The sequence below is a fragment of the Kribbella sp. NPDC049584 genome (assembly GCF_040675555.1).
GTDB lineage: Bacteria > Actinomycetota > Actinomycetes > Propionibacteriales > Kribbellaceae > Kribbella.
The window spans coordinates 176,784-203,718 of record NZ_JBFAPF010000002.1; the positions used below are offsets into that span (position 1 = coordinate 176,784).

Consider the following 26,935-nt stretch of genomic DNA (forward strand, 5'->3'; position numbering starts at 1 on the left):
GGTACCACCCGATGCTCAAAGACCTCGGTACCCCGGCCCGCAGCGCGATCCGTTCGGCGGGCGCACCACTGCGGGCGACCGGCATGCCGCGGCAGATCCGTCGCCGCCGGAGTGTGCTCGCGCTGGTGATCCTGGCCTGTTTCACGTTGATCGTGCTCGACGCCCGCCGCTCGGCCGGTTCGCCGGTCGAGCCGCTGCGGGAGGTCGCGGCCGGTGTCTTCGGCCCGCTCGAGTCGACCGCGAGCTCGGCCCGGCAGCCTGTGGACGACCTCCGCGACCGGTTCGCGGAAATGGATAGGTTGAAAGCAGAGAACGAAAAACTCAAACAGGACAACGAGAATCTGACCCGGGAGCTGAACACCTCCGACTACGCCCGCAACCGGGCGCAGGAGTTGGACAAACTGCTCAAGGTCGCGTCGGCGTACACGATGACGCCGGCCCGGGTGATCGGGATCGGTGGGGCGCAGACGTTCAGCCACACGGTCACGATCGACGCCGGGACGGCGGACGGTGTGCGCGCCGACATGACCGTGATGAACGGGACCGGTCTGGTCGGCCGGGTGGTGCGCACCACCACGGGGACCGCGACCGTGCTGCTGATCGGCGACCGCAACTCGACCGTCGGCGGCCGGCTGAACTCGTCGATGGCGCTCGGCTTCGTCTCCGGACGCGGCGATGTGGCCGGCACCCTCGACTACAAACTCGTCGACCCGAAGGCCCGGCCCAAGGTCGGGGACCGGATCGTCACCTGGGGCTCGAGCGGCAACGCGCCGTACGTGCCGGGTGTCCCGATCGGCGTCGTCACCTCCGTGACGCCGAACGAAGGCTCCCTCGGATCCACCGCAACCATCAAGCCGTACGTCGACCCGACCCGGATCGACACGGTCGGCGTGGTCACCGGACCACCCGCCCGCCCACCGCGAGGCCACCTACCAGGGAAGGGGAACTGACACCGTGATCGCTTTACGCATCGGCCTGGCTGCCCTCTTCCTGATGGTGGCCGTGACCGTGCAGACCTCCGTCTTGAGCAACATCGCGGTCGCCGGGGTGACGTGTGACCTCACGTTGATCGTGGTGATCGCGCTCGCGCTGTCCCGCGGGCCGGAGTGGGGTGCGATCGCCGGATTCGTCGGCGGTCTGCTGCTGGACATCGTGCCGCCGGCGGACCACACCGCCGGCCGCTGGGCGCTTTCGCTGGCCATCGCGGGGTATGTCGCGGGCCTGATCCGCCGCGAGACCTCGAGCGGGCCGGTCGGTCCGCTGGGTGTTGCGCTGACGGTCGTGCTCGGGACGGCGATCTCGTTCTTCATCTACAGCGCGACCGGCTCGCTGCTGCACGACCCGTCGGTCGACTGGGGCGAGTTCGGCGTCCGCCTCGGCATCGCCGCGGGGTACGACGTGGTCGGCGCGATCGTGGTGATCCCGCTGGTGATGTGGATCATGGGCCGCGTCCAACCTGCCCGCGAGCGCCGAGTCGCGCCATGAGTTGGGACGGGTTCGAAGCGCCGTTGAAGGCCCGGTTGCGGCTGTTCGTGATCGGCGTGCTCGTCTTCTCCTTGCTGTGCACGCTTTTCGGCCGGCTCTGGTACATGCAGGTGATGTCGAGCGCTGACTACACCCAGGCCGCGACCGCCCAGCACATCCGGCAGGTCCTGATCCCGGCCCCGCGCGGCACGATCGTCGACTCCCAGGGCCGGACGCTGGTCGGCAACCGGGTCTCGCTGATGATCACGGTCGACCGGTCGGTGCTCGCCAAACTCCCTGACAGTCAGCAGAACGTCGTTCTCACCCGGCTGGCGAAGGTGCTCGGCCAGAAGCCCGCCGACCTCAAGGCCCGCACGATGCTCTGCGGCGAGCCTGGCGCGTCCAAACCACCCGCTTGCTGGAACGGCACGCCGTACCAGCCGATCCCGGTGGCGAAGGACGTCAGTGAGCAGGTCGCGATCGACGTGATGGAGCGCCGCGAGGACTTCCCCGGGATCGCTGCCGACTCGCAGACCCTCCGCGCGTACCCCGAGCCCTACAAGGTGAACGCCGCCCACATCCTCGGGTACCTGTCGCCGATCACCACCGAAGAGCTCGAGGACATGGACAAGGCCGGGCAGGACTCGGTCCCGCACCGGTCGGACTTGGTCGGCCGCGCCGGCATCGAGCGCTCGTACGACAAACTGCTGCGTGGCACGCCCGGCGAGAAGGACGTCATCGTCGACGCGGTCGGGTACACCACGGGCATCAAGAAGCAGACCGCGCCGGTTCCGGGCGCGACGCTCGTCACCACGATCGACGCGCGGATCCAGGCCTCGGTCGAGGCCCAGCTGAAGAACGCGATCATGACCGCGCGCAAGCAGACCGACCCGGTGACCCACAAGAAGTACGTCGCCGACTCCGGCGCCGCGGTGGTCATGGACACCAAGACCGGCCGGGTCGTCGCGATGGCCAGCTATCCGACGTACGACCCGGGGGTCTGGGTCGGCGGCATCAGCCAGCGTGAGCTCGACGCGCTGTACTCGGCGAAGTCCGGCACGCCACTGGTCTCCCGTGCGCTGCAAGCCCAGCTGGCGCCGGGTTCGACGTTCAAGCCGATCACCACCTCGGCCGCGCTCGGCGCCGGGTACAGCCCGAAGACGCGGCTCGACTGCTCGTCGTACTTCGAGGTCGGCAACCGCCGCTTCAAGAACTACGAGTCCGCGTCGTACGGGATGATCGGCTTCGACCAGGCGCTGGCGCTGTCCTGCGACACGTTCTTCTACCGGATCGCGTACGCGCTCTGGCTGAAGGAGGGCGGCAACTCCAGCGACATCAGCACGTACGACCCGCTGGTCGAGATGGCGAAGAAGTTCGGCCTCGGCAAGCCGACCGGGATCGACCTGCCCGGCGAGACGAGCGGCCGGATCGCGGACCGGCAGTGGAAGAAGACGTACTACGACTCGATGAAGGACTACTACTGCAAGCTGTCGGCCAACCCACCGGCCGGCACGTCGGCCTTCCTCAAGCAGTTCGCCCGCGAGTTCTGCGTCGACGGGTACAAGTACCGCGCCGGTGACGCGGTGAACTTCGCGATCGGCCAGGGCGATACCACCGTCACCCCGCTGCAGCTCGCCACCGTGTACTCCGCGCTGTCGAACGGCGGCACCCTGTTCGAGCCACGCGTCGTCCAGTCGTGGGTCGGCGCAAACGGCAAGCCGCACGAGATCAAGCCGGTGGTGAAGTCGAAGCTCCCGGTGGCGAAGAACACCCTGAAGTACATCGACACCGCGCTGAAGCAGACCACGGTCAGCGGCACCGCGGCCTGGAAGTTCCAGGGCTTCCCGCTCGACAAGATCCCGGTCCGCGCCAAGACCGGTACGGCCGAGGTCTACGGCAAGCAGACGACCTCCTGGCTGGCGTCGTACACCGATCGGTACGCCGTGGTGATGATGATCAGCCAGGCCGGCACCGGTTCGGGCGCCGGTGGCGACGCGGTCCGCAAGATCTACGAGACGCTGTACAACATCAAGCCGGCGCCGCCGCCCGGGCAAGAGAAGCCGAAGCAATGAGGGCGCGCAGATGGCACTCCTGACTCCGATCCGGATGCGATCGCGGATGGACCGGCGATCGACCGTGTGGCAGGTGGACTGGGTCCTCGTGCTCAGCGTCGTCGCGCTGTCGTTCCTCGGCGCGATGCTGATCTGGTCCGCGACCCACAACCGGACCTCGCTGACCGACGGCAACCAGTACGCGTTCCTGGTCCGGCACGCGCTGAACTTCGCAATCGGCCTGGTCCTCGCGATCGGCGCCGCGGTCACCGACCATCGCAGGGTCCGCATCCTCGCCCCGCTGCTCTACGCCGCCTCGATCGTCGGACTGATCCTGGTCCTCGTGCCCGGCGTCGGCTCGACCATCAACGGGTCGCGGTCGTGGATCCAGTTGCCGTTCATGTCGATCCAGCCGAGCGAGTTCGCCAAACTCGCGGTGATCGTCGGGATGGCGCTGCTGATCGCCGAGAAGAGCGAGACCGACCGCCACGAGAATGCCCGGACCGTCGACGTCGCGCAGGCCGTCGCGGTCGCCGCGGTGCCGGTGATCCTGGTGATGCTGCAGCCCGACCTCGGCACGGTGATGGTGCTCGGCTCGATCGTGTTCGGGATCATCGCGGTGTCCGGCGTCCCGAAACGGTGGATGCTCGCTCTGCTCACCGCGGGTGTGCTGGTCGCAGCCGTCGCGATCAAGCTGCACATCCTGAAGCAGTACCAGATCTCCCGCTTCATCGCGTTCGCGCACCCGTCGTCGGATCCGCAGGGCATCGGCTACAACGTGAACCAGGCCCGGATCGCGATCGGGAACGGCGGTGTCTTCGGGCAGGGCTTGTTCCACGGCGGTCAGACCCAGAACGCCTTCGTCCCCGAGCAACACACCGACTTCGTCTTCACGGTCGCCGGCGAGGAGCTCGGGCTGATCGGCGCCGGCGCGATCATCGTGCTGTTCGCGATCATCCTGTTCCGCGGGCTGCGGATCGCGATCAACGCGCGGGATGCGTTCGGCCGGCTGGTCGCTACCGGGATCGTCTGCTGGTTCGCGTTCCAGGCGTTCGAGAACATCGGCATGACGCTCGGCATCATGCCGGTCACCGGCCTCCCGCTGCCGTTCGTGTCGTACGGCGGTTCCTCGATGTTCGCATGCCTGCTCGCGGTCGGGCTGCTGCAGAACATCCACCTCCGCTCCCACAGGTACTGATCGCCGGACCTGACACGTCAGATACGCTGCTGGCCGCCGCCTAGAGTTCGGATATCTCGCCATGACTGTGCTGACCAGGTACGTGTCGTTCCCGCTCGCGCTTGCGACCGCCCTGACGCTCTCCCTTACCGCCTGCGGCGGGGATGACAAGAGGGACGCCGGTACGCCGGTCAGCTCACCGGCGCCGAGCTCGACCCCCAGCGCCCCGGAGCCGCCGTCGACCGTGCCGGTGACGCGGACGGCCGACGAGCTGACCAAGGCGCTGCTCGAGCTCAACGACCTGCCGAGCGGGTTCTCCCAGGAGAAGGACGAGGCCGACGACGGCTCGAAGCCGTTCTCGTCGCCGAGCAGCCGCTGCAAAACCCTGGTCAAATACCTGAATGCCACCAAGGCTCCCGGGTCGAAGGCGAGCGTGACCCGCACCTTCACCGGCGGCCAGGAAGGCCCGTACATCGACTACGGCCTCGACTCGATGGGCACCGCCGCCGATGTCGACGACCTGCGCGACTCGTACGCGAAGGCCGTCGATTCCTGCACGAAGGTGACGCTGAAGACCGAGGGCTCCGGCAACACCTCGATGAAGGTCGAGAAGATCACCGCCCCGTCGTACGGCACGAAGCCGTTCGCGTTCCAACTGACCGGCACCAGCGGACCCAAGCGCGGTCTCGAGTACACGGCGGTCGTCACCGGCGTCGACGACGTGATCCTCTCCGTCGGCGTCCTCGCCGGCCAGGGCGGCGAGCTGGAGCCCGCGACCGAGGCAGCCGTCACAAAGGCCCGGCAGGTCCTCAAGCCCGCGTAACCGGTCACACCAGCCACTGTCACGCCGGCGCCGCCCCGCGCTGGGCGTCGCACCGCTCGACGCCCGGGCCGGCGCTGGACGTTCAGCTCAATGGCAGACGCCGTGTCCTGGTGCTGGACTTCGACGCCTGCCAGACCGCAAGCATCCGAGTCGTCGCCAGTGCCGCCAAGGTGTCTGTCCTGGATGATCAGCGGCGTTCGTAGAAGCCGTCCAAGCGAGCTCGGGCGAGGACCGGTCCGGCGGCACCGATCACGGATCGCGGTTTCGCCGACCCCAGCTCCGAGCCCGGCAGCGGCGTCGCGAGGGCGAAGAGCTCGAAGACGTAGCGGTGCGGCCCGTGACCCTTGATCGGACCGGGCCCCCGGTAACCGCGGCCGATTGTCGACCGAAGGAGGCTGACGCCGTTAGCCGGAGTCGCCGCGTCCAAGGCGCCCTGCGGAAGCTCCGTGAGGGCAGCGTCGAGCAGAGCCGCGCAGTGGACAGCCGGCTTGGACATCGGGACGTCCGGGTCTTCGACCATCAGCAAGTACTGCGCAGTGCCGTCAGGCGCGCCACGCCAGGTCAATGCCGGCGACAGATCCTGACCGCCGTACCACCTCCCGACGTGAACCTTCGGCATCGGCGCCTCGTGCTCAAAGTCCGGACTGGTCAGCGTCAGGGTCTCCGGCCCGGCCAGGTTCACCGCGTTCCACGCCAGCTCACCCTCACCCGCCCGCCTGTTCTTCAACAACTTCCCGAGCACTGCCATCTGGGTCCTCTTCTCCCGGTAGATGCGCAGGCAAACTGCGCAACTTGACTGTATATTATGTCGCCATGGGAGCTCCTGACCCCGGGACGATCGCCGACGAGTTGCAGTACGTCGTCGGCGCGTTGGTCCGTCGCCGGCGAGCCCTGTCTACGTCTGACGACGTGACGCCGTCCCAGGTCTCGATCCTGAAGCGGCTCGACCGCGAAGGTCCGCACACCGTCGCCGACCTGGCCCGCCTGGACAAGATCACTCACCAGTCGGTCACTGTCTCGGCGGCCCGGCTGGTCGATCGGGGGCTGGTGCGCCGTGAGCCGGATGCCGCCGACGGGCGCCGCAAGCTCCTCGTCATTACCGCTGCCGGTCAGAGCCTCCTCGCCGTACGTCGCGATGCCGGCCACGAGCTTCTGACCGAGGCGATCGCCGCGCGGTTCAGTCCGGCCGAGCGGAGGCGGATCAGCGCGTCCCTGACCCTCCTCCGCCGCCTGATCGACTGACTCCGCCTGATCGACTGACTCCGCCTGATCGACTGACTCCGCCTGATCGACTGACTCCGCCTGATCGACTGATTCAGTCTCCGGCGGTGAGGGGCATGATCGTGGTCCGGCGGTGGTGTTCGAAGACGACCGAGCTGCGGATGTCGGCGATCTCCTGGCGTTTGGCCAGTGCGAGGACGAGGTCGCGGAGCGCCTGGGTGTCCTTGACGGCGACGTGGGCGAGGAAGTCGGAGGCGCCGGAGACCATGAACATGTCCAGGGTCTGCGGGAGCTGCATCACGTAGTCCTGGAACGCGGTCGCGACCGCCATCGCCTGGGGGCGGAGTTTGATCGAGATGATCGCCTGCGTGGACCGGTCGATCGCCTGCAGGTCCACCTCCGCCCGGTACCCGCGGATCACCCCTCGGTCGCGCAGCCCGCGGATCCGCTCCAGGCACGTCGACGGCGCGATCCCGAGCTCGGCGGCCATGTCCCGGTTGGTCCGCCGAGCGTCGTTCTGCAGCATCCGCAGCAGCGCCGTATCAAGTTCGTCCATAACAGGAAGTTTCGCAGATCCGCCGAATGATGTTCGGATTCCGGAGTACGACGCCGTGCATCTGGCTAGCTTTGTCCCCGTGCTGACGAACAAGATGGTCGTGGTGATCGCGGCCGAGGCGCCGGTCGGCGTCGCCCTGAACACCGCCGCCCTGCTCGGGGTCGGCCTCGGCCACCACCACGACGACGTGGTCGGCCCGGACACCGCGGACGCCTCGGGCGCACCGCATGCCGGGATGTGTGCCCACCCGATTCCCGTACTGCGGGCGTCCGCCGAGCAACTGCACGACCTCCATACGCGGGCGGCGGCCAGGGACGAGGTCACCGTGCACGACATGCACCAGATCGCTCAACGCGCGCGCACCTATGAGCAGATGTCGACCACCCTGAGCGGAACCAAGCCCGAAGACATCGAGTACCTCGGCCTCGCCCTCTTCGGCCCGCGCTCTGACGTCGACTCCCTCACGGGTGCCTTACCGCTCTACCGCTAGGCGGCTCAGAAGCAGAGGTCGGCGAAGCGGCGCAGTTCGTCCGGTTCCAGGCCGTTCTCGAAGCCCACAATGAGTTCCTGGGCTCCAGCGTCCTCGAACGCGGCGATCCGTTGCCGGATCGTCGGCGCGGTCCCGATCAAGCCGTAGGAGGCGAGGTCGCCAGGAAAGGCGAACTCGGCGCCCGCCGGGACCCTGGAGCGGGCTTCGGCATCCGACGTGCCCAGGATGTACGACGTGGTGACCGTTCGCCGGATGTCGTCGTACGGGCGGCCGACGTCGGCGCAGTGCTTGCGCAGTACGTCGTACTTGCGGCGCAGGACCTCCGGGGAGTCCATCACGTTCGACGCGTCGGCCCACTGCGCGACCGTCCGCAGGGTCTTCTGCTCGCCGCCGCCCGCGACCAGGATCGGGATGTGCGGTTGCTGGATTCCCTTCGGCTGGTTGAGTCCGCCGGCGGCCCGGTAGTACTTCCCCTCGAAGTCGACCGAATCCTCGGTCCAGAACCGGCGGATCAGTTGCACCGCCTCGTCCAGCCGTCGCAACCGCTCGCCGGCCGCGCCGAACTCGTACCCGTACCCGAGGTAGTCCGGCTCGTACCAGCCGGCGCCGATTCCGAAGATCAGCCGGCCATTGCTGATGACATCGATCGTCGACGCGATCTTCGCCTGGAGCGCGGGATTGCGGTAGCTGTTCGAGGTCACCAGCGGGCCGAGCCGGATCCGGTCGGTCGCGGCCGCGAGCGCGGTGATCATCGTCCAGGCCTCGAACACCGGCGCCTGCGAGGGCGGGATCGGATGCAGGTGGTCGGGGACGTACACGGCATGGAAGCCGAGTTCGTCGGCGGTCTGTGTCACTGCCGTGATCCGGCGGAAGGCGTCGGCCGGATCGAGGCCGGCGAGCTCGCCGGTGAATCCGGTGGGCAGGAACACACTGAAGTCGGTCATGGCGGCCTTTCGCTGAAGTGTCTGACTCGTCTGTGGGTATCGACCGGTCGGCACGCCAAAAGGAATCGGGCCGTGACTGCAGGCGTCCGTATGGTGGGAACATGCGACTCAACTACGAGGCGACAGGTCCCGCCGACGCACCGGTTGTCCTGCTGGGTTCGTCGCTCGGCGCGACGCAGGCGATGTGGGCGCCGCAGCTGGATGCCCTGTCCAAGCGGTACCGCGTGGTGGCTTTCGACCACCGCGGGCACGGGAAGTCCGAAGTACCGCCCGGGCCTTACACGATCGACGACCTCGGCGGCGACGTTGTCGAGCTGCTCGACACGCTCGAGGTGGACCAGGCGTCGTACGTCGGAATCTCGCTCGGCGGATCCGTCGGCCTGTGGCTGGCCCAGCACGCGCCCGAGCGGATCCACCGCCTGGTGGCGATCTGCCCGCCGTCCAACACCGCGGCCAACCCCCAGACGTGGATCGACCGTGCCGCGCAGGTCCGCGCCGACGGCACCCAGGCCATCACCGACGCAACCCTCGGCCGCTGGTTCCTGCCCGACTTCGAGGGGGACCTCGAGCCCGTCCGCCGGATGCTGCTCGACTGCCCCGACGAGGGCTACGCCGCCTGCTGCGAGGCGATCAGCGCGATGAACCTCCTCCCCGGCCTGAAGGACATCACCGCCCCCGTCCTCTTGATCACCACTGACTCGGACCAATCCGTCCCGCCGGAAACCGTCGTACCCCTCGCCTCCGAGATCCCCGGCGCCCACCTCGAGATCATCGAGAAGGCCGCCCACCTGGTCACCTACTCCCACCCCGAGGTCATCAACCCGCTACTCCTCGCTCATCTCGCCTGAGCGCGATTCCGGCGTACGGCGGGCTCGGCGTTAGGCTGGTAGGCGCTCTGAACCGCTGACTGGAAGTTGCCATGACTGTCGAATCGCTGTTCCCGCGCCTGGAGGCGTTGCTGCCGAGTGTGCAGAAGCCGATCCAGTACGTCGGAGGTGAGCTGAACTCGGTCAGCAAGGAGTGGGATGCGGTCAGCGTGCGGTGGGCGCTGATGTATCCGGACGCGTACGAGGTGGGCCTGCCCAACCAGGGCGTGCAGATCCTGTACGAGGTGCTGAACGAGCGCGACCACATCCTGGCCGAGCGGACGTACTCCGTCTGGCCGGACATGGAGCAGATCATGCGGGACAACGCGATCCCGCAGTTCACGCTGGACTCGCACCGTCCCGTCAAGGCGTTCGACGTCTTCGGCCTGTCGTTCTCGACCGAGCTCGGGTACACGAACATGCTGACCGCGCTCGACCTCGCGGGCATCCCGTTGCACGCGGTCGACCGGACCGACGAGGACCCGATCGTGCTCGCCGGCGGGCATGCCGCGTTCAATCCGGAGCCGATCGCGGACTTCATCGACGCCGCGGTGCTCGGTGACGGCGAGGAGATCGTGCTCGCGATCTCCGAGGTGATCCGGGAGTGGAAGGACGAGGGCCGCCCGGGCGGGCGCGACGAGGTGCTGCTCCGGCTGGCGAAGTCGGGCGGCGTCTACATCCCGAAGTTCTTCACAGTCGAGTACCTCGCCGACGGCCGGATCCAGCGCGTCACCCCGAACCGCCAAGGCGTTCCGTTCCGGACCGCGAAGCACACGGTGATGGACCTCGACGCCTGGCCGTACCCGAAGAAGCCACTGGTCCCGCTGGCCGAGACCGTCCACGAACGCTTCTCGGTGGAGATCTTCCGCGGCTGCACCCGCGGCTGTCGGTTCTGCCAGGCGGGCATGATCACCCGCCCGGTGCGTGAGCGCAGCATCACCACGATCGGCGACATGGTCGACAACGGCCTGAAGCAGACCGGGTTCGAAGAGGTCGGCCTGCTGAGTCTCTCGAGCGCCGACCACAGCGAGATCGCCGACGTCGCGAAGGGCCTCGGCGACCGGTACGAGGGCAGCAACGTCTCCCTGTCGTTGCCGTCGACAAGGGTCGACGCGTTCAACATCACGCTGGCCAACGAGTTCTCCCGCAATGGCCGGCGCAGCGGGCTGACGTTCGCGCCCGAGGGCGGCTCGGACCGGATGCGCAAGGTGATCAACAAGATGGTCACCGAGGAGGACCTGATCCGCACGGTCGCGGCGGCGTACAGCCACGGCTGGCGGCAGGTGAAGCTGTACTTCATGTGCGGCCTCCCGACCGAGACCGACGAAGACGTGCTCGCGATCGCGGACCTGGCGAAGAAGGTCATCGCGACCGGGCGCGAGGCGTCCGGCCGGCGCGACATCCGGTGCACGGTGTCGATCGGCGGGTTCGTGCCGAAGCCGCACACGCCGTTCCAGTGGGCGTCGCAGCTCGGCGCCGAGGAGACCGACGCACGGCTGTCCAAGCTCGCCGCCGCGATCCGGTCCGACAAGAACTACGCGAAGGCGATCGGCTTCCGGTACCACGACGGCAAGCCCGGCATCATCGAGGGCCTGCTGTCCCGCGGCGACCGCCGCGTCGGCCGCGTGATCGAGGCGGTCTGGCGCGACGGCGGCCGGTTCGACGGCTGGAGCGAGCACTTCTCGTACGACCGGTGGGTCTCGGCCTGCGAGCAGGCGCTCGCCGACGAGCCGGTCGACCTCGCCTGGTACACGACGCGCGAGCGCGAGTACGCCGAAGTACTGCCGTGGGACCACCTGGACTCGGGCCTGGACCGGGACTGGTTGTGGGAGGACTGGCAGGACTCGCTCGAGGAGGACGGCGCGATCGAGGTCGAGGACTGCCGCTGGACCCCGTGCTTCGACTGCGGCGTCTGCCCGCAGATGGGTACCGAGATCCAGATCGGCCCGACAGGCAAGAAGCTCCTGCCGCTGTCTGTCGTCTAGCTTTTCGACCCCGCCGCAAGCAGCAGGTCGCTGAGCGACAGGTCGTCCGCGCTGCCCAGGACCAGGTCGGCGGCTGCCACCGCGGCCTTGGTGACGAACGGATTCGGTACGGCGACTGCGTACATCCCGGCCGCCTGCGCTGCCGCGACGCCATGCGGGGTGTCCTCGACAGCGATGGCGGGTACGCCGACCCGCTCCAAGGCCAGCTGGTAGATCGCCGGATCGGGCTTGTGGGTCGCGACCTCGTCCCCGGTGACGATCTCGTCGAACAGGTTGACCGCGTCGACCCGCTCCAGGTGACCGACCACCCAGCTCCGCGGCGAACTGCTCGCGATCGCGACCCGAAGCCCCAGCTCCCGAGCCGACGAGATCCAATCCCGGATCCCCGGCCGGAAGTCGAGCTCGGCGTGCATCCGGTCCCGGTGGGCGAGCCTGCGCGCATGACTCTCGGCGCGGTCGAACCCACTCCCGACGGCTGCCGCGAGGACGGCGTACCGGTCCTCGCTGACGTCACCGCCGTGTCCCGGCCAGAAGCTGTCGAGGTCGAGCACGAGGCCGTGGTACGCCCACTCGGTCTGCCAGCTCTCGACCATCGTCGTCTCGGTGTCCATCAGCAGACCGTCGAAGTCGAACACGATCGCCCGCACGTCCGTCGGCACCAGCCGCGTCGCGAGCCGATGGATCTGCGTCTCGCTCAGCCCGAGCCAGGCGAGGTACCCGCGGACTCCGCCGAAGCGCTCGTCGACGTACGACAGCGACCCGAGGATCGTGTCCGGATGCGACCGCGAGAAAGCCGGCGCATCCTCCAGGCCGAGGTTCGTCTCGCTGATCGCGTAGTCCGCGGCGATGTCCGCCCGGGGTACGCCGACGAGGTCGAGCAGCAGCGCGACCGTCAGCCCGGTCCGATCCTTGCCTGCCTTGCAATGCACGACGACCGGCTGGTCCGCCGGCGCCGCGGCGATCGCGGCGAAGATCCTGCCGATGTGGGCCGCGTTCCGGATCAGGCTGTTGCGATAGACGTCGACCAGCCGCGGCTCGACGGCAGGATCACGAGTCGCTTCGGCCGCCGGGTCGATCCACGGAATCCGCTGGTATGCCGAATCTCCGGCGAGCGGATGTGGTTGCCTCAACTCCCAATCAGACCGCAGATCGAGCACCAGCCCGGCGTCCACCCGCTCGAACGCAGGCAGGGCGTCGGCGTCGATGCACTCACTGCGGAGCAGAGCCCGCGCACGCGTCGGTACGCCGTACCGCGTCGGAAGTCCGCCAACGTCACGCGCATTCGGGCTCCACATGCCTGTCAGCTTAAGACAATGCCTCCCAATGACTCGAAGTCGTGCCAGGTCCCGTCGAAGGCCTTGTGGTGTACGGCGGAATCCATGCCGACCGCGAACAGGTCGATCCGGCCCGGTCCCCAGGAGACCACTGAACCGGCCGGTTGCGGCCGGCGCCGTACTGCGGCAGGTTCGAGCCAGCCGGCCAAGGCGGCGATGTTCATCCGGAGGATCTCCGCGGCCAGCGACCAGTCGATGAAGTTCAACGTGTCGTTGGCGGAGTGGATGTGGCCGTTCGCGCTGTCCGCACCCTCGATGGTCAGGACCGCTGGTATACCGGCGTTGATGAACGGGACGTGGTCGCTCGCGAACGGGTTCAGCGACGTCTCGACCGTCAACCCCGTGTACGTCGCGGCCGCGGTCGACAGGTCCGCGATCTGACTCGACGACACCGCCGCTCCCTCCAGCAGCACGCCGGGTGTCGCGGTGTTCCTGGTCCCGATCATGTCCATGTTGAGAACGGCGCGGACGCGTGACCGCTCCGCCGGCGGCAGCGCGGCGACGTACTGCTTGCTGCCGAACAACCCCTCTTCCTCTCCGCCGAACAGGATCAGCCTGATGTCGTGCTGCCAACTACGCGTCGACAGGAGCCGGCCGAGCTCGAGCACGCCGGCCGAGCCGCTCCCGTTGTCGTCCGCACCTGGCGCCGCCGCGGCCGGACCGCCCGCGATGTTGATCGAGTCGAGGTGCGCGGTGACGATCACCAACTGACGATCGGTGCCGACGCCGGTCCGGTCGCCGATCAGGTCAGCCGAGTGGCCGGCTCCGACGGTGACCGGCATCCGGTTCACCTGGTAGCCGAGGGCAACCATCCGGTCGGAGGCGAAATCCATCGCCTGGGTGAACGTCGGACTCGACGAATGCCTGGTCGGCAGACTCGCCAGCCAGGTCAGGTCGTTCTGGTACGACGTCGTGGACACGTCGCCGACCAGGTCCGCGACGTCCGGGTCGACCCGCGCGGCGGCGGCCCGCTGACTGTCGATGACGATCGTGTTCGGCCGGAGCGTTTCGATCCGCCAGTGCTGGTTGGACCGCCGACGGGGTTTATCGGCCGACGAGATGACCAGATGCCGGCCGTGATCGAGCAGCGGCGTGACATCGGGGTACTCGTCCTGGAAGCTCCGGCCCACCTGCGTGACGAGCAGCAGACCGGGGACGGTCCGGGAGGCCCGGCCGAGGCGTTGTTCGGCCGGGACCCAGAGGAGGGTCTTGTCTCCGAACCGCGCCGACCGCGCGCCACCGGCGGCGTCCGCGGTCGGTACGACGAGATAGCGCACATTCATTGTTGGTCCTGCCAAGCGATCTCGAGTCGATCGGGCGCCGAGGACACGATCCGCCCGGTCCCGTCCGGCAGGTGCAGGCGACCGGCGGTGTCCCAGCGACCCGGTGGGCCGGGGGAGGGGGCGTCGCCGCGGCCGATCTGCAGCGGTACGAACGTCCCGTCCGGGCGGAACTCCACCCCCCGCCGGCCGCGGGCCGGCGGGAAGGCGAAGTCGTCGGGCCGGTAGACGCTGATCCCGTCGTGGTCCTCCTCGAAGGAATGCGTCCAGCGTCCGGTCGGCGTGGTGGTCAGATCTTCACCCCCTGTCCGATCGAGGCGGGGGAGTCGGGGACCGTCAGCTTGAAGTCGCTGATGATCCCGCCGAGCCCTTCGTACCCGGTGACCGACGGTCCCCAGGCCGATCCGTCCCACCACTTGTGGTACAGCTGCTTGTCGGTGCCGGTGACGAACACGTCGAGCCGGTTGGTGTCCCACGAGACCACGCGCGGCTCGTCCGTGCAGATCCCGCCCATGTACTCGTAGCCCGTGACGCTCGGTCCCCAGGAGGATCCGTCCCACCACTTGTGGTAGAGGGCGGAGTCGGTTCCGAGCAGGAAGACGTCGAGGCGGTCGGAGCCCCACGAGACCACGGTCGGCGCCGTCGTACACACGCCGCCCATGTACTCGTAGCCGCTCCACGACGAGCCGTCCCACCACTTGTGGTAGAGCGCGGAGTCGGTGCCGATGACGAACAGGTCGAGCCGGTTCTCGCCCCACGCCACCACCCGCGGAGGTGAGGCGCAGACGCCGCCGAGGTACTCGTAACCGTTCCAGGACGACCCGTCCCACCACTTGTGGTAGACCGCATTGTCGGTCCCGAGGACGAACACGTCCAGCCGATCGGGGCCCCAGGCAACTACTTCGGGCGGGCTCATGCAGATCCCGCCGAGGTACTCGTAACCGTTCCAGGACGACCCGTCCCACCACTTGTGATACAACGCCCGGTCGGTCCCGAGCACGAAGGCATCCAGGCGGTTCTCACCCCAGGTCGCGAGCCGCGGCGGGCTCATGCAGACACCGCCGAGGTATTCGTACCCGGTGACGGACGGTCCCCAGTTCGAGCCGTCCCACCACTTGTGGTAGAGCGCGTGGTCGGTGCCGAGGACGAACGCGTCCAGCCGGTTCGGGCCCCAGGACGCGACTTCAGGAGCGCTCATACAGATACCACCCATGTATTCGTAACCGGCGACGGACGGTCCCCAGGCCGATCCGTCCCACCACTTGTGATACATCGCCAGGTCGGTGCCGAGCACGAACGCGTCCAGCCGGTTCGCGCCCCACGACACGATCGAGCCGGCCGGTTCCGGCGTACCGGCGGAGCCGAAGACCGGCAGGTCCTTGCGGACCGTGTCCAGCGTCGCCTGCATCCGCGCGACCTGGTCGTTGGTGAACATGACCATGCCGCGGTCGTCGGTGTAGTCCATGTAGTCGTAGAACAGGTCGCCGTTCGGCCCGTTGCTGCACGTGACGTGCGGGAACGTCGGTACGCCGAAGTTCGGGCCGGCCGCGTTCGGGGTGTCGGCACACTCGTCGGTGCCGCTGCAGCCGGTGCCGTCGTCGCCCCAGATGTGGAACAGGTTCAGGTAGTGCCCGACCTCGTGCGTCGTCGTACGGCCGAGGTCGAACGGCGCTGCCGCCGTACCGTTCGTGCCGAAGCCGCTGTGCAGGATGACGACGCCGTCGGTGTTCGCCGGACCGCCCGGGAACTGCGCGTATCCGAGCAGGCCGCCGCCGAGCTGGCAGACCCAGATGTTCAGGTAGTGCGCGGGGTCCCACGGGTCGATGCCGCCGGTCGCCGACGACTTCACCTTGTCGTCGGTGCCGAAGCTCGCCGTACTGGTCTGGGTCCGGGTGACACCTGTCGTCGGGTTACCGTTCGGGTCCTCGGTCGCCAGGAAGAACTCCACCCGCGAGTCCGCGATCAGCCCGCTGAACACACTCGGCACGATGCTGGTGTCCGGGTTGGTGGCGCGGTAGTCGCGGTTCAGTACCTCGATCTGGCTGTCGATCTGCGCCTGCGAGATGTTCTGGGCGTTGGTGTTCCAGACGACGTGGACGACACACGGGATGCGAGCGACCCCGGTGAATCGTTCGTCGCGGGAGACGTACGCAATCGTCGCGGTTTCGAGCGCCGACCGCGCCGCGGCGTACGCCGGGTCCGTCGACAGCAGTCTGCGGTGGACGTCCATCGCGCCGCACTGCCTGCGGTTCGGGAGCTCGGTCTGCCCGCCCGTCGCGCCGCTCATACCGGCACCACTGGCCTGGCCGCCGCCCGTCATCCCCGCGCCTGCAGGCGATCCGCCGGCGTTCATGTCGGCCGCAGGCGATCCGCCGCCGGCCATGTCGGCTGCCGGTGATCCGCCGCCGCCCATGTCTGCAGCGGGTGATCCGCCGCCGCTCATCGTCGTACTGCTCGAGGCCGGTGCCCCGGCCATCGGCATGCCGTCCGCCGCGGGCTGTCCGTTCGCGGCGTGCCCGTTCTGCTCGGTCGCCGGTGCCTCACCCGGCATCCGGTCGTCGTCCCGGTGCTTGTCCGCTCGCCCGTTGGCCTTTCTCGGCATCTCTCCCCCTTCCGCGGGGGCGCACGGGCAGGTCGACGTACGCGCGCCGAACCGAGAAGATTCACCCCCAGCGCACCCCTCGACCGAAGACGGTCCCTACCGCCTTCCCCCGCCGAACAGTCGGCCCCCAAGTCACTGTTCTGCGTTTCACCTTGCTCCGTTCACCGCGCGCACACAACCCTTCGTGGCAAGACATTCGGATCTGTCCGGCCTCGATTTGTCTACAGTGCAGGATTGACCTATGCAGCGTGAGAAGTCGGTCCCGTTCGAGGTGCGTGCGCATCGTGGGTTGATCTCGGTCCGCGTGGTGCCGAACGACGACCCATGGGCCTCGGGGCACCAACTCGTCGCACCCGATCTGAACGCCGAGGCGTTCCGCGGTTTCCCGATCTGCACGGCGTCGATCAGGTACCACGGACGCGGCATCAACGCGATCATGGGCTGGATCCAGGTCGTCTCACGCGGCTCCGAGATATCGGTCGACCTCCCGCCGAACCTGGACGCAACCGATCCGTTCTACGCGTACGGCTACTTGCCGACCTTCTTCGACGCCCCCGCGAACCCCGACCACCCCGACGGCACCTGGCGCGCCGACACCTTCCTCGTCGTCGTACCCGACGTGATCCGCTCCCACCACGTCGTCCCCATCGCCGCCTTCACCTGGGGCTACGAACTACGCGCCACCCGCCCAACCCTCCTCGACGTCGCCGCCCTACCACCAACAGATTGGGCAGGCCACCGCAACCTACTCTCAACCAAACACCCAACCTGGACCTTCGCTTAGTGGTGGGGGCGGAGGGCGCGGTTGGCGGCGGGTTCGGCTATTGAGGTGCGGAAGGGGTGGGCGGGGTAGACGCCCAGCAGGCGGACCTCGACGGAGAAGAAAGCGAGTTCTTCGAGGGCCAGGGCGACGTTCGGCTCCTCGGGGTGGCCTTCGATGTCGGCGTAGAACTGGGTGGCGAAGAACATGCCGCCGAGTTGGTAGGACTCCAGCTTGGTCATGTTCACGCTGTTGGTGGCGAAGCCGCCGAGAGCCTTGTACAGCGCGGCCGAGACGTTCCGCACGCGGTACACGAAGCTGGTGATCACGGGACCCGAGCCGACCGGCGGGACCTCCGGCTCGCGGGAGAGCACGAGGAAGCGGGTTGTGTTGTGGTGCTCGTCCTCGACGTCCGACGCGAGGGTCTCGAGCCCGTAGAGCTCGGCCGCCGCCCGTGGAGACAACGACGCCACCGTCGGGTCACCCAACTCAGCGACCTCACGCGCAGCGCCGGCCGTATCATCAGCGACGACAGTCGACCAACCGTGCTCCCGGATGATCTTCCGGCACTGCCCGAGGGCGTGAACGTGGCTGCGAACCGTCCGGATCTGGTCCAGCGTCGTGCCAGGAGTCCCGAGCAGCTGGAAGTGGATCGGCAGGAAGTACTCGCCGACGATGTGCAGCCCGGATTCCGGCAGCAGGTGGTGGATGTCCGCGACCCGGCCGGCGATCGAGTTGTCCACCGGGATCATCGCCAGCCCGGCGCGCCCGCTGCTCACGGCCTCGAGCGCGTCCTCGAACGTCGTACAAGGCAGCTGCTCGCGGTCCGGAAACATCTCGGTGCACGCCATCGCTGAATTCGCGCCTGGCTCACCCTGATAAGCGATCGGTCCGTCCACGATCTACCAGCCTAGACCCACGCATCTCACCAACCGGATCAGGTGTCCGTCTTACGGACCTTCTCCGGTGCCCCGGTGACCGCCCGACCCTCGAGCGCCTTGGCCTTGGTGGCGTACATGTCGATGTATTCCTGCCCCGACAACTCCATGATCTTGTACATGATCTCGTCGGTCACCGCGCGCAGGATGAGCCGATCGCTCTCCATCCCTTCGTACCGCGAGAAGTCCAGCGGCTCGCCGAACTTCACCGTCGGCGACGCGAACGACGCGACGACCTTCCCGGGCGGAGCCACCACATCCGTCCCGATCACCCCGCACGGGATCACCGGCACCTTCGCCTCCAGCGCGAGCCGGGCCACGCCGGTCCGCCCCTTGTACAGCCGCCCGTCGTGCGACCGCGTGCCCTCCGGGTAGATCCCGAACAGCTCGCCGCGCTCGAGCACCTTCATCCCGGCCCGCATCGCACCCTCGGACGCCGACCCGCCGGAGCGGTCGATCGGCACCTGGCCGGTGCCCTTGAAGAACCCGCGCTGGAACCGGCCCTTCATCCCGGCCCCGGTGAAGTAGTCGGACTTCGCGACGAACGTGACCCGGCGGCGCAGCGCCAGCGGCATGAAGATCCAGTCGGAGTACGAGAGGTGGTTGCTGGCGATGATCGCAGCGCCGGTGTCCGGGACGTTCTCGGCGCCGAGCACGTTCGGCCGGAAGATGCGCTTGACCGGCGGACCGACCAGCACGTTCTTCAGCACCCAGTAGATGCCCTTGCCGTCGCCGTCGCCGGCATCCACGACCGCAGGGTCCGGCTCCCGCCGCGGCGACTGTGCCGGTTCCGTCATCGATGTCCTTCCCTCACTTGTGCTCCGATCCATCATGATGCCGCACGAAAGCCCGGTTGGCCCGCCCGTCGCCACGCGGGAGATCCTCACATCCGCCGCCGGACGTTCGTAAGCTGCTGACCACACCGTCGCCCAGGTGGGGGAGAACCATGCGGACCAAGCTCCTGACCGCAGTACTCGCGCTGCTCGCCGGCGTCCTGGTCACGCTGCCGGCCAGAGCGGCTGCCCCGGCAGCGACCGTCGTACCGATCCAGGTCACCGGCCCGGCGGCCTCACGGTTCAACCTGGTGGTGATGGGTGACGGTTACACCGCGGCCGAGCTGCCGAAGTTCCGCGAGCAGCTCGACAAGCACCTCAACATTCTCTGGAGCATCGAGCCGTTCAAGTCGTACCGGAACTACGTCAACGTGTACGCCGTCGAGATCGCCTCGCCGGAATCCGGTGTCGACTGCGATCCCGGCCTGACCTCGCCGCAGCGCGACACCCCGCTGCAGATGGGATTCTGGGTCGGCTGCAACCCGGGCAGCGTCCAACGCCTGCTGACAGTCAGCTCCGCGGCGGCAACGCAGTACGCCGATCTGGTCCCGGGCACGACCGCGTCCAACCGGCAGATCCTTGCTATCGGCAACAGCGATACGTACGGCGGAGCGGGCGGGACGTACGCGACCGCGTCCGGCGGCAACGCGCTCTCGGCCCTCATCACGCCGCACGAGCTCGGCCACTCGCTGGGTGGGCTCCAGGACGAATACGACTACTACGCCCGCGGCGAGCGCGGCGCGCGGTACGTCGGTCCCGAGCCGTCCTCGATCCACCACTCGTTGCTGACCGAGCAGCAGATGCTCGACCAGCACGCGAAGTGGTACCGCTGGCTGGGGGAGCCGTCGGAGTCCGGCGGGACGATCGGGCGCTACGAAGGCGGGATGTACGCCGGATCAGGCGTCTGGCGGCCGAGCGCGCACTCGATGATGAAGGCGCTCGGGTACTACTTCGACCAGGTCTCGCGTGAACGGATGACCCAGCGACTCTCGTCCAAGGCGAACCTGTTCCAGGACAGCACGCCGGTCGGCCCGGTCGCCGCAGACCAGGTCGTGTGGCTGCAAACGCTGCACCCACGGGACCACGAGCTGGCCGTCTCCTGGGCGCTCGACGGTACGACGCTGCCGACCGCGAATGCCCGCGCCGTCGACCTCTCCACCCAGCACCTGACGGCCGGCAAACACACCCTGACCGCGACGATCGTGGACCCGACGGCCTTCATTCGCGATCCCGCCGTACGTCCGACCGCCACCCGGTCCTGGACCATCGACACCGCCCTGACCGCGCCGCCGTCGAGCGGTACGCCGACGTTCACCGGCTCCACGTCCACCGAGCATCCGGTCAGCGCCGACGAGGTCGTGTACGCCGAGGCCTCGCAGCCCAACGCCGCGATCACCTGGCAGGTCGACGGGCACACTCTCGCGAACCCAGGCAACGACCGCGACTTCGAACTCGCCCCGCTCCAGCTCACCGGTCGGCACACGCTGACCGCTCAGGTGGGTACGTCGACGCTCACCTGGACTGTCGACGGTGTCGAAGCCGTCGTCACACCGACGATGTCGAAACCACTGCTCACCGTGCAGAAGCCGACCGGCCCTGAATACGTATACAACGACGCGTTCACGATGGGGCTCACGGCCACGGACGACAGCCCGGGGTACGTCGTACCGGAGTTCCGGGTCGACGGTGACGGTTGGTACAACTACTACGGCTGGCCGACGGATGCGTCCCTGCCGTTCAAGTTCACCGCCGAGGGAACCGAGATCGATCAGCTCGTGTACGGCAAGCTCGGCGTACCGCGGGTCGTGCCGTGGGACGACGTACCGCCGGGGTACGGCCGTCATCAGATCGAGTACCGCGCTATCGATGCCACCGGCAACATCGCGAGCCCGCGCCGGTTTGCCGTCACGCTCCTCCACCCGGCGCCGGCGTGTACGACGACGATCACCGGCACGCACGACGGCGCGCTGTACCTCCGGTCCGGCGTCACCTGCCTGACCGACGCAACCGTCAACGGGCCGGTCCTGGTTGCTGCCGGTGCTTCGCTTGTCGCGACCGATTCACGTGTGTTCGGCCCCGTCCGCGCGGACCAGGCCGCCGACCTGCAGCTGCTCCGCTCCACCGTCGCAGGTCCGGTCACCGCGGATCACGTCAGCCGCAGTGTGGTCGTCGTCGGAAGCGCTGTCCAAGGCCCTGTCTCAGTCACCAACGCCTCGACCGCACAGCCTCCGGCCCTGGCCGGAAACACCGTCAACGGCCCGCTCGTCTGCCGGGCCAACGCTCCGGAACCGACCAACCTCCAGGCGCCGAACAAGGTCTCGGGCCCCCGATCCGGCCAGTGCGCGCAGCTCTGAGCCGAGCAGACATGGACGTGAGTTTCGCCGACATGTCCCCGGCAGCGCGGTTCTCATAGCTTTCTGAGCGCGGGGAGTTCCCGCCGTACAGAGGGAGTGAGATGAACGGACTGCGGGTGGCGTCCCTGATGGCGGCCACGATGACAACCGGTCTGGTGGCCGGCGTTTATGCGATCTACGCAAACGCGTTCATGCCGGGTCTGGCCAAGACCGACGACAAGACCTTCGTCGGGGCGTTCACGGCGGTGGACCGGGCGATCGTGAACCCGCTCTTCCTCGGCCTGGGCTTCCTGGGTGCCGCGCTGTTCACGGTGCTCGCCGGACTGCTCAGCCTCAAGGAGAAGGCGATGCCGTGGATCGCGGTCGCGTTCGTGCTGTACCTGATCACGATCATCGTCACGATCGCGGTGAACGTCCCCCTGAATGACGCGCTGAAGGCCGCCGGAGACCCGGCGACCATCGACGTCGCAGCAGCCCGAGCGGCCTTCGACGAGTCCAGGTGGGTCGCCTTCAACCTGCTCCGCACGATCCTCGCCCTGGTCTCCTTCGGCCTCCTCGGCTGGGCGTTGTACCTGACGGGCAAGTCCGCCGCTCAGCCGTCGGGATGATTTTGAGAGACTGTCCCCGTGCCACCAGTTCAAGCTCCGCCGTCGCAGCAGCTCCCCGCGGTCCAGAAACTCCGGGTGAGGTTCGCCAAGCGGGGACGGCTGCGATTCACCTCACACCGCGACTTCCAGCGGGCGTTCGAGCGCGCCGTCCGGCGGGCCGAGCTGCCGGTGGCGTTCTCGCACGGCTTCAGCCCGCACCCGAAGATCTCGTACGCCGGTGCCGCGCCGACGGGAGCCGCCTCCGAAGCGGAGTACCTGGAGATTTCGCTCACACACGAGCGGGACGCCGACGAGGTGCGGGCCGCGCTGGACGAGGCCCTGCCGCCGGGGCTCGACGTACTCGAGGTGGTCGTCGCCGGGCCGGGGTCGCTGGCCGAGCGGCTGGAGGCCAGTGAATGGCGGATCGCGTTACCGGGGGTGGATCCCGAGGCGGCCGGGGCCGCGGTGGAGGCCTTCCTGGCGCGGGAGGAAATTCTGGTCGAGCGCATGACCAAACGAGGGGTTCGTTCGTTCGACTGTCGGGCTGCCGTTCTCCGACTCACCGTCGCGAGTGAACCGGGGTCGGTTGAGACGTGTGCGATACTGCAAGTGGTGTTACGGCACGGAACCCCGGCCGTGAGACCCGACGACGTTCTCGCCGGCGTGCTCGAGGTAGCGACGCTCCCGGTGACGGGCCCGGCTCTTTTGACCAGGCTCGCCCAGGGCCCGCTCACCACGGACACCGGCACGGTGGAAGATCCGCTCGCTCGTGACCGCGACGCCAACCAGGCGACCGCGACCGGCCAGGCAGATCCCCACCAGACGCACACAGCGGAGGGCGACGCCGCCGCTCCCTCTGTGCCCTGAGCGCGGGCGGAGCGGATCCAGCAGGCTTCCGCCACGCGGCGGCCCCGGGAAGATTTCCGGGCCATGCGCGGCGAACCGTGACCGCCTTGTGGCCGCGCCGGACCCGTGACAGGGGTCGCAGGATGCGCCGGAGGGCTTGAGGAGACCGCACTACATGCTCGACAACGAGCCGACCACCGAGGCAGCCGACGCGGCTGCCACCGCCCAGCCCACCGCCTCCACCCGCAGGACTGCGAAGAAGGCGCCGGCTGCGAAGAAGACCACCACGCGCAAGCGCACGGTGAAGACCGCCACCGAGAACGTCACGGCGGTCCCGACCCAGTCCGACGGCCAGACCGCCGACCCGGCGCCGGAGCCGGTCAAGAAGGCGGCAGCCAAGAAGACTGCCGCGAAGAAGACCACGGCCAAGAAGGCCGCGGCGAAGGCTCCGGCCAAGAAGACCGCCCGCGCCGCCAAGAAGACCGCTGAGCAGGACATCTTCCCGCAGTTCGTCCCCGACGACGCGCCGGAGACCGCAGATGCGGCCCCCGCGAAGAAGACCACCCGCAAGCGCGCCGCCAAGAAGGCTGCCGGCGCTCCGGACCTGCTGTCCGCAGATTCTCCCGTCTCCGACGGCCCGGTAGCCAACGCCGACACCCATGTGCCGGCCGGCGAGACCAACGCGCTCGCCGCGGAGACGAGCGCGCCGGCCGCGGACGCTCCCGCCCGCAAGCGCACCTCCCGCCGCCGTACGAACAAGACCGCCGAGGCCGCCGCGACCGCTGAGGGCGCCTTCGCGGACCACGGCGACTCCGGTGCGACGCGCAACGACAGGGGCGGCCGGACCAGCGGTGCAGCTGACGCCAACTCCGGCGTGACCGACGGTGGCTCCACGGACCACTCCGGTTCTGCCACGTCCTCCACCACGTCCTCCAGCATCTCCGCGGACGGTGCGACCTCCGAGTCGCCGGCCGAGGAGTCGACCCCCCGCCGTACGCGTCGGCGTGCGGCCGCCCCGGCAGCCGTGCTGTTCCAGGCGCCGACCGGCGGCCCTCAGCAGAGTGCGCCCCAGCAGCCTGCACCCCACCAGAGCGAGCCGACCGCGGTCGAGGCGACCTCCGACGCGACCCCCGAGCCGGGGACCGACGAGCAGCCGACCGGCAACCGCCGTCGCCGCAGCCGTCGTAACCGCGACGCCGAGGCCCGCGAGACCGAGGTAGCCGAGGAGACCACCGACGCCGCCGAGCCGCAGGCCGTGAGCGCCTCCGTAGACACCTCCGCCGATGACGGCGCGCCCAGCGGACGGTCCAGGAGCAGGTCCGCCCGCAAGACCGCCGCTCCGGCTCCCGTGGCTGAGACCGAGACCGACGACGAGGCGGACGAGGAGTCCGCGGACGTCACCGACGCCCAGTCCGAGGACGGCGAGGAAGGTGGCGAGGGGACTCGCCGCCGTCGCCGCCGCCGCGGTGGACGTCGTCGTCGCAAGACCGGCGAAGGCGCGGACGACAACGCCGACGACCAGTCCGACGACGAGGACGAGCCCGACACCCAGGACACCGACCAGGACGCCGACGCGTCCGAGGACGGCGACCACGACGGTGCGGCCGACTCCGACGAGGACGGCGAGGCAGGCAGCTCGTCCCGGCGTCGTCGCCGTCGCCGTCGCCGCAAGGGCGAGGACAGCGCGTCGTCCCCGGACGACCCCGACGAGACCGTCGTACGGGTGCGTGAGCCGCGCAGCAAGAACACCGTGAACGAGATCACCGCGGTCGAGGGTTCGACCCGCCTCGAGGCGAAGAAGCAGCGCCGCCGCGAAGGTCGCGCCGCCGGTCGCCGCCGCGCGCCGATCGTGACCGAGGCCGAGTTCCTGGCCCGCCGCGAGTCGGTCGAGCGGACGATGGTGATCCGGTCCCGCGAGGACCTGACCCAGATCGCGGTCTCCGAGGACAACGTCCTGGTCGAGCACTACGTCACCACGGCGGAGCAGAGCTCGCTGATCGGCAACGTGTACCTCGGCCGCGTGCAGAACGTCCTGCCCAGCATGGAGGCCGCGTTCATCGACATCGGCAAGGGCCGCAACGCCGTCCTGTACGCCGGCGAGGTCGACTGGGCCACCCTTGGTGGCGCCAACGGTCCGCGCAAGATCGAGCAGGTGCTGAAGTCCGGTCAGTCCGTCCTGGTCCAGGTGACCAAGGACCCGATCGGCCACAAGGGCGCCCGGCTCACCAACCAGATCAGCCTCCCCGGCCGGTACGTCGTGTACGTCCCGCGCGGCGGCAACGGCGGCATCAGCCGCAAGCTGCCCGACACCGAGCGGAACCGGCTGAAGACGATCCTCAAGGACATCGTCCCCGACGAGGCCGGCGTGATCGTCCGGACCGCCGCCGAGGGCGCCTCGGAGGAGGAGCTGACCGCCGACGTCAGCCGCCTGCAGAAGTACTGGGAAGACATCGACCGCAAGTCGAAGAACGGCCAGGCCCCGCAGCTGCTGCACGGCGAGCCCGACCTGCTGATCCGGGTCGTCCGCGACCTGTTCACCGAGGACTTCACCAAGCTGGTGATCTCCGGTGACGACGCCTTCGACCAGGTCCGCGAGTACGTCGCCGACGTCGCGCCGCACCTGGCCGACCGAGTGGAGAAGTGGAGCGGGGACGGCGACGTCTTCGCGAACTTCCGGATCGACGAGCAGATCAAGAAGGCGCTGGACCGCAAGGTCTGGCTGCCGTCTGGCGGCTCGCTGATCATCGACCGGACCGAGGCGATGACCGTCGTCGACGTCAACACCGGCAAGTTCACCGGCTCCGGGGGCAACCTCGAGGAGACCGTCACCAAGAACAACCTGGAAGCGGCCGAGGAGATCGTCCGGCAGCTCCGGCTCCGCGACATCGGCGGCATCATCGTCATCGACTTCATCGACATGGTGCTCGAGTCGAACCGCGATCTGGTCCTGCGCCGGCTCGTCGAGTGCCTGGGCCGCGACCGGACCAAGCACCAGGTCGCCGAGGTCACCTCGCTCGGCCTGGTCCAGATGACCCGGAAGCGGATCGGCACCGGCCTGCTCGAGGCGTTCAGCGAGAACTGCGACCACTGCGGTGGCCGCGGGCTGATCCTGCACGACGAGCCGAAGGAGTCCCGCCGCCGCGACGGCCGCAACGGCCAGGGCAACAACGGTCACGGCAGCAACAGCCAGGCGCAGGGCAACAACGGCAACGGTCACGACCACGGCAAGCCCGCGCAGGCGGAGGAGGGCGGCCGGAAGAGCTCTCGTCGCCGCCGGGGCAAGGGCCGCGGCGAGGAGGAGGCCGCCGAGACTGGTGAGTCGAGGGCGGCCGAGACCGCGCAGCACAACGCCGACGCCGCCCAGAAGCTCGCGCTGATCGCTGCCGCGTCCGCGAAGAAGGACGACGAGCACGGTACGCCGGAACCGACCGGTTACCCGATCTCCGCCGCCGCGGACGAGCACGTCAGCCCGGAGGCGACCGGCTTTCCGGCCGAGACGGCCCAGGCGACGACCGTGATCACCGAGACCCCGGAACTGGCCGGCTCCGAGGCTCCGGCCCCGGCGGGCGAGGCGGCCGGACCGGCCGACGCCGCCCAGAACGGCGCCACCAAGAGCACCCGGCGCCGGCGCAGTAGCCGCAGCCGGAGCAAGACCAGCACCGAGGGTGAAGGCGCGGAGCCGTCCGAGCTCGTCACCACCGGTAGCTGAACCGATGTGATGTGGGTCCCGTTGCAGGCGGGGGAGCCAGTTTGACCCGTCTGTGAGGGGACCCGTAAACTTGAGCGTCGGCGCGCGTTCCGCGTGCCATGTTTGTGTGGGCCGC

At 68.7% G+C, this 26,935-nt stretch carries 23 protein-coding genes; 14 read left to right on the forward strand and 9 right to left on the reverse strand.

Features of this window, described 5'->3' with window-relative positions; all coding sequences use genetic code 11:
* Positions 1–11 precede the first annotated feature (11 nt).
* The 5 genes from mreC (at position 12) to AB0J62_RS07595 (ending at position 5,515) form a co-directional block, all read left to right on the forward strand.
* Positions 12–950, forward strand: a complete 939-nt coding sequence (gene mreC, locus AB0J62_RS07575; protein ID WP_363865515.1) for a rod shape-determining protein MreC — start codon at positions 12–14, stop codon at positions 948–950.
* Positions 951–954: 4 nt separating this feature from the next.
* On the forward strand, positions 955–1,485 hold the full coding sequence (mreD, locus tag AB0J62_RS07580; RefSeq protein WP_363865517.1) for a rod shape-determining protein MreD: 531 nt from the start codon (positions 955–957) through the stop codon (positions 1,483–1,485).
* Complete coding sequence (gene mrdA / locus AB0J62_RS07585; RefSeq protein ID WP_363865519.1) at positions 1,482–3,536, forward strand: penicillin-binding protein 2; 2,055 nt, start codon at positions 1,482–1,484, stop codon at positions 3,534–3,536. The genes mreD and mrdA overlap by 4 nt, the downstream gene beginning before the upstream one ends.
* A gap of 10 nt (positions 3,537–3,546) precedes the next feature.
* Positions 3,547–4,713 (forward strand): rod shape-determining protein RodA, encoded by a 1,167-nt coding sequence (gene rodA / locus AB0J62_RS07590; RefSeq protein ID WP_134097052.1) that lies wholly within the window; start codon positions 3,547–3,549, stop codon positions 4,711–4,713.
* Between the two features lie 61 nt (positions 4,714–4,774).
* Positions 4,775–5,515 (forward strand): hypothetical protein, encoded by a 741-nt coding sequence (locus AB0J62_RS07595; protein ID WP_363865521.1) that lies wholly within the window; start codon positions 4,775–4,777, stop codon positions 5,513–5,515.
* Positions 5,516–5,702: 187 nt separating this feature from the next.
* Here the strand turns inward: AB0J62_RS07595 and AB0J62_RS07600 are convergent, their stop codons facing one another.
* The gene (locus tag AB0J62_RS07600; protein ID WP_363865523.1) at positions 5,703–6,263 is read right to left on the reverse strand and encodes a YbhB/YbcL family Raf kinase inhibitor-like protein; all 561 of its coding nucleotides are present in this window, start codon (positions 6,261–6,263) and stop codon (positions 5,703–5,705) included.
* 65 nt (positions 6,264–6,328) lie between these two features.
* Between AB0J62_RS07600 and AB0J62_RS07605 the strand changes: the two genes are divergently transcribed.
* Positions 6,329–6,757, forward strand: coding sequence for a MarR family transcriptional regulator (locus AB0J62_RS07605; RefSeq protein ID WP_363865525.1), 429 nt, complete (start codon positions 6,329–6,331; stop codon positions 6,755–6,757).
* A gap of 73 nt (positions 6,758–6,830) precedes the next feature.
* Here AB0J62_RS07605 and AB0J62_RS07610 read toward each other — a convergent pair whose 3' ends face one another.
* The gene (locus AB0J62_RS07610; RefSeq protein ID WP_134097058.1) at positions 6,831–7,292 is read right to left on the reverse strand and encodes an Lrp/AsnC family transcriptional regulator; all 462 of its coding nucleotides are present in this window, start codon (positions 7,290–7,292) and stop codon (positions 6,831–6,833) included.
* A 79-nt stretch (positions 7,293–7,371) separates the two neighbouring features.
* On the opposite strand from AB0J62_RS07610, the gene AB0J62_RS07615 reads away from it, so the two are divergent.
* On the forward strand, positions 7,372–7,782 hold the full coding sequence (locus tag AB0J62_RS07615) for a DUF2000 domain-containing protein (protein WP_363865527.1): 411 nt from the start codon (positions 7,372–7,374) through the stop codon (positions 7,780–7,782).
* A gap of 5 nt (positions 7,783–7,787) precedes the next feature.
* Here AB0J62_RS07615 and AB0J62_RS07620 read toward each other — a convergent pair whose 3' ends face one another.
* Entirely contained in the window at positions 7,788–8,726 is a 939-nt protein-coding gene (locus AB0J62_RS07620; protein ID WP_363865529.1) for an LLM class F420-dependent oxidoreductase, read from the reverse strand.
* 101 nt (positions 8,727–8,827) lie between these two features.
* Between AB0J62_RS07620 and pcaD the strand changes: the two genes are divergently transcribed.
* Together pcaD and AB0J62_RS07630 are read left to right on the forward strand one after the other, a co-directional pair.
* Positions 8,828–9,574, forward strand: coding sequence for a 3-oxoadipate enol-lactonase (gene pcaD, locus AB0J62_RS07625; protein ID WP_363865531.1), 747 nt, complete (start codon positions 8,828–8,830; stop codon positions 9,572–9,574).
* Positions 9,575–9,645: 71 nt separating this feature from the next.
* Positions 9,646–11,577, forward strand: coding sequence for a TIGR03960 family B12-binding radical SAM protein (locus tag AB0J62_RS07630; protein WP_134097066.1), 1,932 nt, complete (start codon positions 9,646–9,648; stop codon positions 11,575–11,577).
* Here AB0J62_RS07630 and AB0J62_RS07635 read toward each other — a convergent pair.
* The 4 genes from AB0J62_RS07635 to AB0J62_RS07650 all read right to left on the reverse strand — a co-directional run bounded on the left by AB0J62_RS07635 (position 11,574) and on the right by AB0J62_RS07650 (position 16,793).
* Positions 11,574–12,872, reverse strand: a complete 1,299-nt coding sequence (locus tag AB0J62_RS07635) for an HAD-IA family hydrolase (protein ID WP_363865534.1) — start codon at positions 12,870–12,872, stop codon at positions 11,574–11,576. The genes AB0J62_RS07630 and AB0J62_RS07635 overlap by 4 nt on opposite strands.
* A 5-nt stretch (positions 12,873–12,877) precedes the next feature.
* Complete coding sequence (locus AB0J62_RS07640; protein ID WP_363865536.1) at positions 12,878–14,194, reverse strand: M20/M25/M40 family metallo-hydrolase; 1,317 nt, start codon at positions 14,192–14,194, stop codon at positions 12,878–12,880.
* Positions 14,191–14,370, reverse strand: a complete 180-nt coding sequence (locus AB0J62_RS07645; RefSeq protein ID WP_363865538.1) for a hypothetical protein — start codon at positions 14,368–14,370, stop codon at positions 14,191–14,193. The genes AB0J62_RS07640 and AB0J62_RS07645 overlap by 4 nt, the downstream gene beginning before the upstream one ends.
* 110 nt (positions 14,371–14,480) lie before the next feature.
* Positions 14,481–16,793: a M43 family zinc metalloprotease gene (locus AB0J62_RS07650; RefSeq protein ID WP_363865540.1), complete on the reverse strand. Its 2,313-nt coding sequence runs from the start codon at positions 16,791–16,793 to the stop codon at positions 14,481–14,483.
* 241 nt (positions 16,794–17,034) lie between these two features.
* Between AB0J62_RS07650 and AB0J62_RS07655 the strand changes: the two genes are divergently transcribed.
* On the forward strand, positions 17,035–17,577 hold the full coding sequence (locus tag AB0J62_RS07655) for a hypothetical protein (RefSeq protein WP_363865542.1): 543 nt from the start codon (positions 17,035–17,037) through the stop codon (positions 17,575–17,577).
* Here the strand turns inward: AB0J62_RS07655 and AB0J62_RS07660 are convergent.
* The gene (locus AB0J62_RS07660) at positions 17,574–18,452 is read right to left on the reverse strand and encodes a prephenate dehydratase (protein ID WP_363865544.1); all 879 of its coding nucleotides are present in this window, start codon (positions 18,450–18,452) and stop codon (positions 17,574–17,576) included. The genes AB0J62_RS07655 and AB0J62_RS07660 overlap by 4 nt on opposite strands.
* A 38-nt stretch (positions 18,453–18,490) precedes the next feature.
* Entirely contained in the window at positions 18,491–19,288 is a 798-nt protein-coding gene (locus AB0J62_RS07665) for a lysophospholipid acyltransferase family protein (RefSeq protein ID WP_363865546.1), read from the reverse strand.
* 149 nt (positions 19,289–19,437) lie between these two features.
* Here AB0J62_RS07665 and AB0J62_RS07670 point away from each other — a divergent pair, with 149 nt between their 5' ends.
* The 4 genes from AB0J62_RS07670 (at position 19,438) to AB0J62_RS07685 (ending at position 26,820) form a co-directional block, all read left to right on the forward strand.
* Complete coding sequence (locus AB0J62_RS07670; protein ID WP_363865548.1) at positions 19,438–21,678, forward strand: M64 family metallopeptidase; 2,241 nt, start codon at positions 19,438–19,440, stop codon at positions 21,676–21,678.
* A gap of 101 nt (positions 21,679–21,779) precedes the next feature.
* A complete protein-coding gene (locus AB0J62_RS07675) occupies positions 21,780–22,286 on the forward strand; it encodes an anthrone oxygenase family protein (RefSeq protein WP_363865550.1) in 507 nt (168 codons plus the stop codon).
* Positions 22,287–22,304: 18 nt separating this feature from the next.
* Complete coding sequence (locus AB0J62_RS07680) at positions 22,305–23,132, forward strand: TIGR03936 family radical SAM-associated protein (protein ID WP_363865552.1); 828 nt, start codon at positions 22,305–22,307, stop codon at positions 23,130–23,132.
* 154 nt (positions 23,133–23,286) lie between these two features.
* Positions 23,287–26,820 (forward strand): Rne/Rng family ribonuclease, encoded by a 3,534-nt coding sequence (locus AB0J62_RS07685; RefSeq protein ID WP_363865555.1) that lies wholly within the window; start codon positions 23,287–23,289, stop codon positions 26,818–26,820.
* Positions 26,821–26,935: the final 115 nt, after the last annotated feature.

Bases quoted from the DNA above. Each gene is read 5' to 3' on its own strand.
- mreC (WP_363865515.1), top strand. From the start codon at position 12: ATGCTCAAAGACCTCGGTACCCCGGCCCGCAGCGCGATCCGTTCGGCG.
- mrdA (WP_363865519.1), top strand. From the start codon at position 1,482: ATGAGTTGGGACGGGTTCGAAGCGCCGTTGAAGGCCCGGTTGCGGCTG.
- rodA (WP_134097052.1), top strand. From the start codon at position 3,547: ATGGCACTCCTGACTCCGATCCGGATGCGATCGCGGATGGACCGGCGA.
- AB0J62_RS07595 (WP_363865521.1), top strand. From the start codon at position 4,775: ATGACTGTGCTGACCAGGTACGTGTCGTTCCCGCTCGCGCTTGCGACC.
- AB0J62_RS07600 (WP_363865523.1), bottom strand. From the start codon at position 6,263: ATGGCAGTGCTCGGGAAGTTGTTGAAGAACAGGCGGGCGGGTGAGGGT.
- AB0J62_RS07605 (WP_363865525.1), top strand. From the start codon at position 6,329: ATGGGAGCTCCTGACCCCGGGACGATCGCCGACGAGTTGCAGTACGTC.
- AB0J62_RS07610 (WP_134097058.1), bottom strand. From the start codon at position 7,292: ATGGACGAACTTGATACGGCGCTGCTGCGGATGCTGCAGAACGACGCT.
- AB0J62_RS07620 (WP_363865529.1), bottom strand. From the start codon at position 8,726: ATGACCGACTTCAGTGTGTTCCTGCCCACCGGATTCACCGGCGAGCTC.
- pcaD (WP_363865531.1), top strand. From the start codon at position 8,828: ATGCGACTCAACTACGAGGCGACAGGTCCCGCCGACGCACCGGTTGTC.
- AB0J62_RS07630 (WP_134097066.1), top strand. From the start codon at position 9,646: ATGACTGTCGAATCGCTGTTCCCGCGCCTGGAGGCGTTGCTGCCGAGT.
- AB0J62_RS07635 (WP_363865534.1), bottom strand. From the start codon at position 12,872: ATGTGGAGCCCGAATGCGCGTGACGTTGGCGGACTTCCGACGCGGTAC.
- AB0J62_RS07640 (WP_363865536.1), bottom strand. From the start codon at position 14,194: ATGAATGTGCGCTATCTCGTCGTACCGACCGCGGACGCCGCCGGTGGC.
- AB0J62_RS07650 (WP_363865540.1), bottom strand. From the start codon at position 16,793: ATGCCGAGAAAGGCCAACGGGCGAGCGGACAAGCACCGGGACGACGAC.
- AB0J62_RS07655 (WP_363865542.1), top strand. From the start codon at position 17,035: ATGCAGCGTGAGAAGTCGGTCCCGTTCGAGGTGCGTGCGCATCGTGGG.
- AB0J62_RS07665 (WP_363865546.1), bottom strand. From the start codon at position 19,288: ATGACGGAACCGGCACAGTCGCCGCGGCGGGAGCCGGACCCTGCGGTC.
- AB0J62_RS07670 (WP_363865548.1), top strand. From the start codon at position 19,438: ATGCGGACCAAGCTCCTGACCGCAGTACTCGCGCTGCTCGCCGGCGTC.
- AB0J62_RS07675 (WP_363865550.1), top strand. From the start codon at position 21,780: ATGAACGGACTGCGGGTGGCGTCCCTGATGGCGGCCACGATGACAACC.
- AB0J62_RS07685 (WP_363865555.1), top strand. From the start codon at position 23,287: ATGCTCGACAACGAGCCGACCACCGAGGCAGCCGACGCGGCTGCCACC.